This window comes from Clostridium sp. BJN0013 (genome assembly GCF_040939125.1).
GTDB lineage: Bacteria > Bacillota > Clostridia > Clostridiales > Clostridiaceae > Clostridium_B.
Genome location: NZ_CP162495.1, coordinates 717,932 through 730,691 on the forward strand (window position 1 = coordinate 717,932; position 12,760 = coordinate 730,691).

The following is a 12,760-nucleotide window of genomic DNA, read 5'->3' on the forward strand; positions in this document are numbered from 1 at the left end:
CAAAAGCGAGATTTATACATAAGACCATAAGAGCCTTATGAAAGATTTTAGATTATTTTCTTTCAATAGATAAACACATATGAATATTATGTGACATATATTATAGAAGTTATATTGAATATGTGTTATTTTTTATTCTAAATAATATTTATTTTTATTAACATATTTCAAGAGTTTAGTGTAAAATGTTATATAGATATAAATATTTTAAATTTATTTTAATGGTAATAATATCATATAAAGTTTTTAGGAGGAATTAACATGAGTTGCAATTTAGCGGTAGTTGGATGTACTGGAATGGTAGGAAGGAAATTCCTTGAGGTGCTGGAGGAAAGAAATTTTCCTGTGAAAAATTTATATTTATATGCATCAGCTAAATCTGATGGGAAGGTATTAAAGTTTAGTGGCAAAGATTATGTGGTAGAAGAATTGAAAGAAGATAATATTAAAAATAAGAAAATAGATATTGCTCTTTTCTCTGCAGGTGGAAGTACAAGTCTTGAATTTGCCCCTGTATTCTCAAAGTATGGAGCAGTAGTTGTAGATAATAGTAGTGCATGGAGAATGGATAAAGATATACCTTTAGTAGTTCCAGAGGTAAATCCAGAGGATATAAAATGGAATAAGGGAATAATTGCAAATCCTAATTGTTCAACAATACAGGCTTTAGTGCCAATTAAACCCCTTTACGACAAATATGGTATAAAAAGAATTATATATTCTACATATCAGGCTGTATCTGGTGCCGGAGTGGGAGGATATAATGATTTGATGGAAGGATATAAAGGAAATCCACCTAAAAAATTTCCTTTCCCAATAGCAGGTAATGTAATTCCGCACATAGATACTTTTTTAGAGAATGGGTATACAAAAGAAGAGATGAAAATGATAAATGAAACTAGAAAAATATTGCATGACGATACTCTAAAGATTACTGCTACTACAGTCAGGGTTCCAGTAGTGTACGGACATAGTGAGAGTATAAATATAGAACTTAAAAAAGATTTTGAATTAGAAGATATATTTAATTTATATAGAGATTGCAAAGGAATTGTGCTGAAGGATGATGTGCAAAATGGACAATATCCAATGCCTATAGATGCGGCTGGTAAAAATGAGGTATACGTAGGAAGAATAAGAAGAGATTTTAGCTTGGATTCTGGGTTAAATTTATGGGTTGTAGCAGACAATATAAGAAAGGGCGCTGCTACCAATGCAGTTCAAATAGCAGAATGTTTAATTAAAGATAAGAAATAAATATTTTTATAAATATTTTAAAATAAAGAAAATGAGGTGTTTTTATGAGTTTATTTAAAGGTTCAGGGGTTGCCATAGTTACTCCATTTAATGATAAAGGTGTTGACTTGAAAAAACTTGAAGAATTATTGGAGTGGCATATTGAATCAGGTACAGATGCTATTATAATTTGTGGAACTACTGGAGAAGCTTCTACTATGACAGAACAGGAGAGAAAAGATGCTATAAAACTCACTGTGGATGTAGTAAAAAAGAGAATTCCGGTTATTGCAGGAACAGGCAGTAATTGTACCCAGTCATCTGTGGATATGAGTAAATGGGCAGAGAGCATAGGTGTAGATGGAGTTTTAGTAATTACTCCATACTATAACAAAACTACTCAAAAGGGATTAATAGAACATTTTAAAGCAGTGGCTTCTGGTATAAAAATTCCTATTGTGGTATACAACGTTCCAGGAAGAACTGGCATGAATGTACAGCCTAAGACTCTTAAAGAATTATGTGAGATAGAAAATATTGCTGCTATTAAAGAGGCCAGTGGAGATATAAGCCAGATTGCACAAATGAAAGCTTTATGCAGGGATAGGATTGATATATATTCTGGAAATGACGATCAAGTAATTCCTATACTTTCAGTAGGAGGAATAGGGGTTATATCGGTGCTTGCAAATATTATTCCAAAAGATATGCATAATATGTGCAAATTGTTTTTAGAAGGAAAGGTAGAGGAAGCATTGAAAATACAATTGGATTCTCTGGCATTGAATAAAGCCATGTTTATAGAAACAAATCCTATACCTGTAAAAACTGCCATGAATATTTTAGGAATGAATGTTGGTAAACTCAGACTTCCACTCTGTGAGATGTCAGAAGGAAATTTAGAAATTCTAAAAACAGAACTTAAAAATTATGATCTCCTAAAATAAAATAAAATTTAACTTATTTAGATTATTATAAAAATGGAAGGTTATTTTTTAGATTTTAACGTGAAAGATTAATTTCTTTCACGTTAAGTTGTGAAATTACTGAATTTAAAATATATAAATATAATTTTTAAGGGGAGTTGTAAATGATTAAAATCATATTAAGCGGCTGTAATGGCAAAATGGGAAAAGTAATAACTAATTTAATAGAAGGGTATTCTAATTTAACTATAGTAGCTGGAATAGATAAAAATTGTGAAAAATCTAAATTTCCTGTATTTCCAGATATATCTAAGTACAATATAGAAGGAGATGTAATACTAGATTTTTCAAGGCCTGAGGCTTTAAATCTTATTTTACAATATGCTAAAGAAAAAAATATAGGGGTTATACTGTGTACTACAGGATATAGTGAAGAACAGATTGAAAAGATTAATGAAGCTTCCAAGTACATTCCTATATTCAGGTCGGCTAATATGTCCATAGGTATAAATATGATAAATAAAATATTAAGAACCATGAGTGCAGTTTTATATGAAAACTTTGATATAGAAATAATAGAAAAGCACCATAATCAAAAAGTAGATTCACCAAGTGGAACTGCCCTGTTGCTTGGAAATACTATAAAAGACTCCATTGGAGAAAAATTGGATTTTGTAAATGGAAGAGAAGGTATTAAGAAGAGAACTCATAATGAAATAGGAATACATGCTATAAGAGGAGGTAGTATAGTAGGAGAACATGATGTTATATTTGCCGGCCAGGGAGAAACCATAGAAATTAAGCATACTGCTATTTCCAGGGAAGTATTTGCAGTAGGAGCTTTAAAGGCATGTGAGTTTATGTTCAATAGAGAAAAGGGTTTCTATTCAATGGATGATGTAATTGGCGGTAAATAATAAGATTTAAAATTAAGAGCTAAGAGTTAATTCACTTTTCACTCTTAACTCTTAACTATTAAAAAGAATTTACCCACTGTTCTAATTTATCCATACATAGCTTAAGTTTATCCATACTATATGCATAGGATATTCTAACGTATCCTTCTCCACCTGAGCCGAAAGCAGAACCAGGAACAATAGCGACACCAGCCTCTTTTAAAAGTTTTTCGCAAAATTCTTCACTGCTTATAGAAAAGTTCTTTATAGAAGGAAATATATAGAAAGCTCCTTCAGGTAAATTTGTGTCAAAACCTATGGATTTTAATTTATTATAAATATAATCCCTTCTTTTCATAAATTCATTTTTCATATAATCTACATCTTTCATACAGCTTATAAGTCCCTCGCAGGCACCCCATTGGGCAATAGAAGGGGCGCAGGATACATTATATTGATGTACTTTCATTATCTCATCCATAATTGATGGGTGGGCACATACATATCCTACTCTAAGCCCAGTCATGGAAAACATTTTAGAAAATCCACCTATTAATATAACTTTATTTCGTATTTTTTCATATTGAGCAATGGAATAGTAATTTTCTTTAAAACACAGACAAGCGTACATTTCATCACTTACAACAATGATATTATATTTACATAATAAATTAAAAAGTTTTTTATTATCTTTCTGGGATAGTATAGCACCAGTAGGATTAGAAGGATAAGATAAAACTATTATTTTAGGTTTTTCATTTTCTAGTATTTTTTTTAGTTCATCAAAATCTATGGAAAAGTCTTCTTTTAAGTTGTAATTTATTACGCTACCCCCTAAAATCTTTACACAGCTCTTATAAGCAGGATAGGCAGGTGTGGGTATCAATACTTTGTCCCCTGGATTTACCAGAGCGGTGAAGGTATCCATAAGTGCTTCACTGCCGCCTACGGTAATACAGATTTCTTCTGGATTATAAGATATGTTTAAATTTCCAAGGTAATTGGATATTTCTGTTCTAAGTTCTAATATTCCTGCATTTTGTGTATAGGTAGTTTTATTTTGTTCAATAGCTTTTGTCATAGCAATCTTAATTTTTTCAGGTACATTAAAATCAGGTTGACCTAGAGTTAAAGATATAGCACCTGGATAAAGGGCAACCTTATTATAAAATTGTCTAATACCTGATATTTCTATACCTTTAACATTTTCTGATATGGAATTTTTTAAAAGAGTATTCAATTTCTCACGTCCAATCTGTATAATTAAATTACTTTACTACTTTATTACTAGTTTATATTATATATTTTAAGTTCTGTAAAATAAACTAGTAATTTTATAATTGAGAGTATATTTTGTTTACCGGTTATCCTTATTCTCGCTTTGAAGAAATTTTGGGGGGCTAATTAATTGCAGCCTTTGGATAAGTAATAAAAAGATCCTAAAAATATATTTTTAGGATCTTTTTATTAAGGAGATCTTATCCAGATTTGAACTGGAGATAAAGGTCTTATAAGTTGTATATTTTGCTAAAAAGGTTGGTAATATCTATTTTTAGCTATTTTGTAGTATAGTATTATGTTAAAATTATAACATAGTTAAAAATAGGAGTAAACAAGTAACATATTCCAGTTATAAGGAGAGAAATATTATTGTGAAAAATAGGGCATTATACACTGTATTTATGGCATAGGAATTTGGACAATTCTACAAGTATTTTGCTGGACATTAGTTGTGTTCGCATCTCTTTTGTTAAAATACTTAATAGATGTGCAATCAGTATTAAAACTTTCCATTATAGGCTTTAGTTTAGTCTTCATGTATGGAGTCAGTATGAATATTTGTATGACTGTATTTTATGGATCCATGACTGGTATAAGAGCATATTTTTTTATAAGTTTTCCTTATGACCTGGCACATGCAGTATCAACTTCAGTAACATTACCTATACTTGTGAAATTACTAAAAAAAGTAAAAATATATTTTTAATAGGTCTAAATTTTAAATTATGTATCAATTATAAAAATGGTTATTTTATCTCAAAACCGCTATTTAAGTTCAAGTGGAGAAAAGCATTCATTATGAGCACACTGCAAAAGAAGTGAAACCCAAATAAAAAGCAGCCTGTATACTGAAATAACAGCATACAGGCTGCTTCTCTAAATAAAAAATTGGAGGCGCCACCCAGATTTGAACTGGGGATAAAGGTTTTGCAGACCTCTGCCTTACCACTTGGCTATAGCGCCATATTATTGGAGCGGAAGACGGGATTTGAACCCGCGACGTTCACCTTGGCAAGGTGACGCTCTACCACTGAGCCACTCCCGCAAAACTGGTGGCCAGACCAGGAATCGAACCAGGGACACGAGGATTTTCAGTCCTCTGCTCTACCGACTGAGCTATCTGGCCAAAATGGCGACCCAGAAGGGACTTGAACCCTCGACCTCCGGCGTGACAGGCCGGCACTCTAACCAGCTGAGCCACTGGGCCATAGTGGTGGGCACAACAGGGCTCGAACCTGTGACCCTCTGCTTGTAAGGCAGATGCTCTCCCAGCTGAGCTATGCGCCCATGAAAAACTTTCATTACGTGACAAGTAATATTATATATTCACACCTACATATTGTCAATACTTTATTATAATTTTTTAATATATTACTAAAATCAGAGTTTATTTTAAAAACTTGGGTCAATTTCACCTGTAGAAGTCAGGCAGTTTCTTAAATATATTATAATTTAATCTTAAAAATTATTACTGTCGATATTTGACAGCAGAAAATTGAATAGAGATTTTGTTTAGACATATACTACTTTGGAAGGGAGTGTGAATAAATGCTGTTGCTAACCATAGTATATAATAAAGAAAGAGATCGTATAATGCAGGGAATAAGAGAGATAAAAGAATATTTTAAACACAAAGATATACTCATTGGAATATATGAAAGTATAGAGTGTAGTACTCACTTCCTTAAAATATTTTGTGATAGAGAATTTAATGATAAACTTAACAATATATTTGATATACATGTTGCCAGTATTATTTACAATATAATAATAGATGAATTTTGTAAAAAAGATATGGGAGCTTTTTTATCTGACACATACTTTTTTTTAAAATATGAAGAATTAGAAGAAATTAAAAAAGAGAGTTTAAAAGTATTAAGAGGAGAAATGGAAATTAGAGATGAGGATTCTATTTATTGTATAAATAAAAGAAATGATATAATAGATAAAATATGTGGATGTATAGATGAAAATAGGGAAATAAATATAGAAGGATTTATGACCTTTAGAATGAAAGAGCTTCTAGATGATCTGGAAACAATTATTGATCGGGTAGTGGAGAAATACATGGCGGAAAAGGAATATAATGAGTTTATAAAGCTTTTAAAATATTTTATAGAGATTCAAGAAAGTAAAATGGATTATCTGAGCATAATTATTTCCAATGATGGGAAATACATTATAAATAACGAGAGGGAAGAAGATATAACGGATAGTTTTTTTAAAGATCTAACAGAATTAAAATATAATGCCAATACAGACTTGGATGATATTCTAATAAGTGCATTGATAACAAATTCACCTGAAAATATAGTAATACATTGTGTTGAAAACTGTAAAAATAAAGAATTAATAGATACTATAAAAAATGTTTTTACACATAGAGTTAAATTTTGTGATGATTGTAAAATCTGCAGACTTATAAAAAATAATTTAAACAGGGTATAGAATATCAAGTAATTCTTGGATTTAGATGGAGTTTGTTCATTTTTCTTCATCTCAATCTTAGAATAATTTATTCAGGGCATACAAGTGTTTATTTCCCACTTTTAAAAAGATAGGGATATCATAATCACAGCCTTTAGATAAAAACTTCTATTTTTATATTGACATAATAATTTTAGAATAATATAATGATTGAAAATAGAAATAAAGACTATGAAGAGGAAAGTAGATAAATTATTTGCTTTAAGAGAGAAGGATTGTAAGCTGAAATATCCTTTAGGTAAAATTTATTAAAAACCACCTTGGAGTTGTATACTGAAATTTTAGTAGGTATTTCCGTTATCCTGCGTTAAGGATATAGAGATAGTAGCATTTAAAGGTATACTTTTACTATAAAGTATGGTGCTATTAATTTGGGTGGAACCACGGCAAAACTCGTCCCATTTCAGGGAAGAGTTTTTTATTTGTTCATTTTTATTTATCCGAACGCTGGAATTAGATAACGCCCCCAATTCCTTCAAAATGGAGGATAGGCACTGATATGAACATGGATAAATTCTTCTTAGGTTCAATGGAGAAAAGTATTCCTCATGGGCAAACCCTACCTGAATCTAAGAATCACTTGATTTGAAAGTTAAAACATGAAAGATCTGTTTGAAGGAGGAATAACTGTGATAAAAATAAGTTTAAAGGATGGTAAAAAAATAGAAGTGGAAAAAGGATCAAAAGTAATTGATATTGCATCAAAACTGAGTATTTCTTTATCCAAGAAGGCATTGGGAGCTGTGGTAGACGGTAAAGTGGCAGAACTCAATGATGAAATTAATGAAGATTGTAAACTTGAAATTTTGACCTTTGAAGATGAAGAAGGAAAGAAGATATTAAGACATACAGCTTCTCATATACTTGCCCAGGCCATAAAAAGGTTGTATCCGGAAGTTAAGCTTGCTATAGGACCAGCTATAGATTCAGGATTTTATTATGATGTAGATGCCGAATTTTCCTTTACTCCGGAATTGCTTGAAAAAATCGAAGGCAAGATGAATGAAATAGTTAAGGAAGATATAAGATTGGAAAGATTTGAACTTCCAAGAGAAGAAGCCATAAAATTTATGGAAGAGAAGGATGAACCCTATAAAGTAGAATTAATAAAAGATTTGCCGGAGGATTCAGTAATATCTTTTTATAAACAGGGTGATTTTGTAGATCTCTGTGCAGGTCCTCATGTACCTTCTACAGGAAGAGCTAAAGCTGTAAAGCTTCTTTCTATAGCGGGGGCCTACTGGAGGGGAAATGAAAATAATAAAATGCTTCAAAGAATATATGGTACTGTATTTGAAAAGAAAAGTGATCTCGAGAATTATATTAAATTAATGGAAGAAGCAAAAAAAAGGGATCACAGAAAATTGGGCAAGGAATTAGATTTATTCAGTATACATGAGGAAGGACCAGGATTTCCATTTTTCCATCCAAAGGGAATGGTAATCAGAAATACCCTGCAGAATTTTTGGAGAGAGATGCATTCCAGAGCAGATTATAGTGAAATAATGACTCCTATTATATTGAATGAAGACTTATGGCATAAATCGGGACACTGGGATCATTATAAGGAGAATATGTATTTTACTAAAATAGACAATGAAAATTATGCTATAAAGCCTATGAATTGTCCAGGATCAATACTTGTGTATAAAAGTAATATAAGATCCTACAGGGATCTTCCTAAAAGATATGCAGAGATGGGTATAGTTCACAGACATGAAAAATCCGGTGCACTACATGGTCTTATGAGGGTAAGATGTTTTACTCAGGATGATGCCCATATATTTGTTACCAAGGATAATATTGCAGATGAAATAATAAAGGTAATAGATCTTATAGATAATTTTTATAAAATATTTGGTTTTGAGTATTTTGTTGAACTCTCTACAAGACCTGAGGATTCCATGGGTAGCGATGAAGATTGGGAAGCTGCAACAGAGGGGTTAAAAAATGCATTGAAAATTGCAGGACTTGATTATAAGGTTAATGAAGGAGATGGAGCCTTTTATGGTCCTAAAATAGATTTTCATTTAAAGGATTGTATAGGTAGAACATGGCAGTGTGGAACTGTGCAGTTGGATTTTCAGATGCCTGAAAAGTTTGACTTAAATTATATAGGTGCAGATGGAGAAAAGCACAGACCTGTTATGATACACAGGGTAGTGTTTGGCTCTATAGAAAGATTTATAGGCATTTTAATAGAACATTATGCAGGAGCATTCCCTGCATGGATTGCTCCTGTACAGGTTCAGGTTATGAATATAACTGATTCTCAGGCAGATTATGTGGAAGAAATAGCTAAGGTGCTGAAAGAAAATAATATAAGAGTGGAATGTGATATTAGAAATGAGAAAATAGGTTATAAAATAAGAGAAGCACAGATGCAGAAGGTCCCTTATATGATTATCTTAGGAGATAAGGAAATGAAAGCTAAAAATATATCTGTAAGAAGCAGAAAAGAAGGGGATATAGGTACTATGGCTTTAGAGGATTTTATAGTAAAACTTAAAGAAGAAATAGATAAAAAAGTAAGCCATGTATAATCTGAAATTTTTTAGAAAATGGCAAAAATTATATATTGACTGTAGTAAATAAAAATAGTACAATGTAATATGTTAAGAAGAAACAGCCGTTTCTCACCTTACAGCAAAGCTAGTGAGGTTGTGGTTATAAGAATTTCTTAATTGTCAAGATTCTTTACTATGTGATTTATTCAAGGGCGGCTTTAGGTCGCCTTTTTTATGTGTACTTATAAATTCACTATATTAGAAGAATTTTAGATATTTTCATTTGAACTTCAGGATATTTGTATAATAGAATATGACTAAAGCTTCAAGCAAAAATATGGCAATGATTTTATTTAAGTAGGAAAAGCATGATTGAGAGGAGGAATTTATTATGCCAAAAATGAAAACTAAAAAAAGTGTGGCTAAAAGATTTAAACTTACGGGAACAGGTAAATTAAAGAGAGCACAGGCTTTTAAAAGTCATATATTGACAAAGAAAAGTAGAAAGACTAAGAGAAATCTTAGAAAAACAGCATATGTTTCAGAAACTCAGGAAAAAGTAATGAAAAAATTATTACCTTATGTGTAACTGAATAATTCTAAAAGGAGGTTTTTACTATGGCAAGAGTAAAAAGGGCGGTAAATGCCCGTAAACATCATAAAAAAATATTAAAACTTGCAAAGGGCTATTATGGCGGTAAAAGTAAATTATTTAAAACTGCTAACGAAAGTGTTATAAGGGCTTTAAGAAATGCCTATGTGGGAAGAAAGTTAAAGAAAAGAGATTTTAGAAAACTTTGGATAGTGAGAATAAATGCTGCAGCTAGAATAAATGGATTGTCTTATTCTAAATTTATGAACGGGATAAAAACTGCAGGTATTAATATAAATAGAAAAATGCTTTCAGAAATAGCTATAAATGATCCTAAAGCATTTACAGAATTGGTTCAAGTAGCTAAAGCACAGTTAAATGCATAGATTTAAGATTACATAAAAGTGAGTGGAGCAAAATTTTGCTGCACTTATTTTTATCCAAAGGCTGTAAATTGGCTTACCCTAACATCTTCTTCAAAGTGGAAGATGAGCACTGCTGTGTGCCTGGATAAGTTTTTCCCCCTAAAGGATAACTATTCTAAGTGCTAAAGACACTAAGAATACTGTTAATAAGGTTTAGATGGAGAGGAGTATTTGTCATAAGCAAACTTCACCTCAATCTCTGAATCACTTGATAATATGGAGAGGATTATATGGACATAATTAAAAGTAAAGATAATTTGCATATAAAAGAGGCCAAAAAATTAAAAGAAAAAAAATATAGGACTCAAAGGAAAGAATTTATGATAGAAGGTTTTAGATTTGTAAAAGAGGCTATTGACTCTAACTTTTATATATCTCAAATCTTTTTAAGTGAAAATTTTATAAATAAAGAAGAAAAATTTTTTCTAGAGAAAAATCCCAAGGTAAAGTGTCCTATATATTTTGTTGAGGATAAGCTATTGAGAAGTATAAGCTGTACAGAGAATCCTCAAGGAATAATTGCCCTGGTAAAAAACAGGGGATTAAATGTTAAGGATGAGCAGGGCTTTTATATTTTGGCAGATAAAATACAAGATCCGGGAAATATGGGTACTATAATAAGGAGCGCCCATGCCGCAGGAGCCTTGGGGATTATAACTACCAAGGGAACAGTAGATATATATAATGAAAAAACATTGAGGGCCACCATGGGTTCTATATTCCACATACCTATAATTCAGGATGAAAATCTTGAAAAGGTAAAATCTTTAAAACAAACAGGTTTTAAGGTAATATGCAGTTCCCTTGATGCAGATACTAATTTTTATAGTATGGATTTAAAGGGGAAAATTATAATTGCTGTAGGGAACGAAGGCAGCGGACTTGGAAAAGATGTGAAGAAAATTTCAGATATAGAAGTGAGTATTCCCATGCCCGGAAAAGCTGAATCTTTAAATGCAGCTGTAGCAGCTTCTATAATGATGTTTGAAGTAGTTAGACAAAAATTAAATTGATATGTTGACAATATGTAAATGTGTATGTAAAATTTAAAGGTATAGGTAGAAATTAAACACTATATTTTAAATTACTGTGAAAGAGAGAGTAGATATATAAAAGTTTTTTAGAGAGAAAAAGTTATGGCTGAAAGCTTTTTTAAAATGGAGTATATTGAAGTTCACTCTGGAGTACTTACTGTGAAATTTAAGTAGCGGTTAAGCGGGAAATACCGATAAATATACAAGAGGATATTATTTTTAATATCAATTTGGGTGGTAACGCGGAGTAGTTCGTCCCTTAATGGGAGGAGCTTTTTTTATTTTTAAATTTAATCTCATTTCTAGAAAGGAGCATTTAATATGAAGGAAAAATTAAAACAGATAAAAGAAAATGCATTTAAAGAATTACAAAATAAAGGAAAAGATTTAGATATAGAAAGTATAAGAATTAAATATTTAGGCAAAAAAGGTGAGTTGACTCGTATATTAAGAGGAATGAAAGAACTTTCCAAAGAAGAAAGACCAATTATAGGTAAGCTTGCCAATGAAATTAGAGCTTCCCTTGAAAATGCAATAGAGGAGGCATCGCAAAAAATAAAATCTGGTGAAAGGGAATCAAGACTTAAAAATGAAACTATTGATATCACTATGCCGGGAATAAAGCAAAGTATAGGAAGACGTCATCCGTTGGAACAAGTCCTTGAAAATATGAAAGAAATATTTGTTTCTATGGGATTTACTATAGAAGAGGGACCAGAGGTAGAGCTAGATTATTATAATTTTGAGGCTCTAAATATACCTAAAAATCATCCAGCCAGAGGAGAACAGGATACTTTTTACATAAATGATAATTTAGTTTTAAGAACTCAAACTTCACCTACGCAGATAAGAACTATGGAAAAACAGAAACCACCTATAAAAATGATATCTCCAGGAAAGGTTTATCGTTCGGATTCGGTAGATGCCACTCATTCCCCTATATTTTATCAAATGGAGGGACTTGTAGTTGATAAAGGTATAACTTTTGCAGATTTAAAAGGTACCCTTGAACTATTTGCCAGAAAAATGTTTGGACATGAGATGAAAACAAAATTCAGACCACATCATTTTCCTTTTACAGAGCCTTCTGCGGAAATGGATGCTACCTGTTTTGTATGTAATGGAGAAGGTTGTAGAGTGTGTAAAGGAGAGGGTTGGATAGAACTTTTAGGCTGTGGTATGGTTCATCCACAGGTTCTAAGAAATTGCAAAATAGATCCTGAAATATATAGTGGGTTTGCCTTTGGCATGGGTGTAGATAGAATGGTTATGTTAAAGTATGGAATAGATGATATAAGAAATATGTATGAAAGTGATATGAGATTTTTAGACCAATTTTAGTATATAGATTAATATTACAAGGTTTAATCAACATA

At 31.4% G+C, this 12,760-nt stretch carries 11 protein-coding genes, 5 tRNA genes and 3 other annotated features; of the genes, 10 read left to right on the forward strand and 6 right to left on the reverse strand.

The window, feature by feature from the left end; all coding sequences use genetic code 11:
* Nucleotides 1-261 precede the first annotated feature (261 nt).
* The 3 genes from AB3K27_RS03890 (at nucleotide 262) to dapB (ending at nucleotide 3,079) form a co-directional block, all read left to right on the forward strand.
* Nucleotides 262-1,257 (forward strand): aspartate-semialdehyde dehydrogenase, encoded by a 996-nt coding sequence (locus tag AB3K27_RS03890; RefSeq protein ID WP_368489939.1) that lies wholly within the window; start codon nucleotides 262-264, stop codon nucleotides 1,255-1,257.
* Nucleotides 1,258-1,301: 44 nt separating this feature from the next.
* Nucleotides 1,302-2,183: a 4-hydroxy-tetrahydrodipicolinate synthase gene (gene dapA / locus AB3K27_RS03895; protein ID WP_368489940.1), complete on the forward strand. Its 882-nt coding sequence runs from the start codon at nucleotides 1,302-1,304 to the stop codon at nucleotides 2,181-2,183.
* Between the two features lie 143 nt (nucleotides 2,184-2,326).
* A complete protein-coding gene (gene dapB, locus AB3K27_RS03900) occupies nucleotides 2,327-3,079 on the forward strand; it encodes a 4-hydroxy-tetrahydrodipicolinate reductase (RefSeq protein WP_368489941.1) in 753 nt (250 codons plus the stop codon).
* A gap of 58 nt (nucleotides 3,080-3,137) precedes the next feature.
* On the opposite strand, the gene AB3K27_RS03905 is transcribed toward dapB, so the two are convergent.
* Complete coding sequence (locus AB3K27_RS03905; protein ID WP_368489942.1) at nucleotides 3,138-4,298, reverse strand: pyridoxal phosphate-dependent aminotransferase; 1,161 nt, start codon at nucleotides 4,296-4,298, stop codon at nucleotides 3,138-3,140.
* Nucleotides 4,299-4,889: 591 nt separating this feature from the next.
* On the opposite strand from AB3K27_RS03905, the gene AB3K27_RS03910 reads away from it, so the two are divergent.
* Nucleotides 4,890-5,045, forward strand: coding sequence for a hypothetical protein (locus tag AB3K27_RS03910; protein ID WP_368489944.1), 156 nt, complete (start codon nucleotides 4,890-4,892; stop codon nucleotides 5,043-5,045).
* A 183-nt stretch (nucleotides 5,046-5,228) separates the two neighbouring features.
* On the opposite strand, the gene AB3K27_RS03915 is transcribed toward AB3K27_RS03910, so the two are convergent.
* From AB3K27_RS03915 to AB3K27_RS03935, 5 genes are all read right to left on the reverse strand, one after another.
* Nucleotides 5,229-5,302, reverse strand: a tRNA-Cys gene (locus AB3K27_RS03915).
* Between the two features lie 7 nt (nucleotides 5,303-5,309).
* Nucleotides 5,310-5,384, reverse strand: a tRNA-Gly gene (locus tag AB3K27_RS03920).
* 5 nt (nucleotides 5,385-5,389) lie between these two features.
* Nucleotides 5,390-5,465: transfer RNA gene (locus tag AB3K27_RS03925), tRNA-Phe, on the reverse strand.
* A 4-nt stretch (nucleotides 5,466-5,469) separates the two neighbouring features.
* Nucleotides 5,470-5,546 (reverse strand) — tRNA-Asp (locus AB3K27_RS03930).
* A gap of 4 nt (nucleotides 5,547-5,550) precedes the next feature.
* A tRNA-Val gene (locus AB3K27_RS03935) sits at nucleotides 5,551-5,626 on the reverse strand.
* Nucleotides 5,627-5,887: 261 nt separating this feature from the next.
* Here AB3K27_RS03935 and ytxC point away from each other — a divergent pair.
* From ytxC to pheS, 6 genes are all read left to right on the forward strand, one after another.
* On the forward strand, nucleotides 5,888-6,787 hold the full coding sequence (ytxC, locus tag AB3K27_RS03940; protein WP_368489946.1) for a putative sporulation protein YtxC: 900 nt from the start codon (nucleotides 5,888-5,890) through the stop codon (nucleotides 6,785-6,787).
* Nucleotides 6,788-6,988: 201 nt separating this feature from the next.
* Nucleotides 6,989-7,230, forward strand: a binding site (T-box leader).
* A gap of 225 nt (nucleotides 7,231-7,455) precedes the next feature.
* On the forward strand, nucleotides 7,456-9,369 hold the full coding sequence (gene thrS / locus AB3K27_RS03945; protein ID WP_368489948.1) for a threonine--tRNA ligase: 1,914 nt from the start codon (nucleotides 7,456-7,458) through the stop codon (nucleotides 9,367-9,369).
* A 68-nt stretch (nucleotides 9,370-9,437) separates the two neighbouring features.
* Nucleotides 9,438-9,574, forward strand: a sequence feature (ribosomal protein L20 leader region).
* Between the two features lie 150 nt (nucleotides 9,575-9,724).
* On the forward strand, nucleotides 9,725-9,922 hold the full coding sequence (gene rpmI / locus AB3K27_RS03950; protein ID WP_012103540.1) for a 50S ribosomal protein L35: 198 nt from the start codon (nucleotides 9,725-9,727) through the stop codon (nucleotides 9,920-9,922).
* A gap of 29 nt (nucleotides 9,923-9,951) precedes the next feature.
* On the forward strand, nucleotides 9,952-10,311 hold the full coding sequence (gene rplT / locus AB3K27_RS03955) for a 50S ribosomal protein L20 (protein WP_368489950.1): 360 nt from the start codon (nucleotides 9,952-9,954) through the stop codon (nucleotides 10,309-10,311).
* A 269-nt stretch (nucleotides 10,312-10,580) separates the two neighbouring features.
* Nucleotides 10,581-11,363, forward strand: coding sequence for a TrmH family RNA methyltransferase (locus AB3K27_RS03960; protein ID WP_368489951.1), 783 nt, complete (start codon nucleotides 10,581-10,583; stop codon nucleotides 11,361-11,363).
* Between the two features lie 67 nt (nucleotides 11,364-11,430).
* Nucleotides 11,431-11,647: a binding site (T-box leader), on the forward strand.
* Nucleotides 11,648-11,705: 58 nt separating this feature from the next.
* Complete coding sequence (pheS, locus tag AB3K27_RS03965; protein ID WP_368489952.1) at nucleotides 11,706-12,725, forward strand: phenylalanine--tRNA ligase subunit alpha; 1,020 nt, start codon at nucleotides 11,706-11,708, stop codon at nucleotides 12,723-12,725.
* Nucleotides 12,726-12,760: the final 35 nt, after the last annotated feature.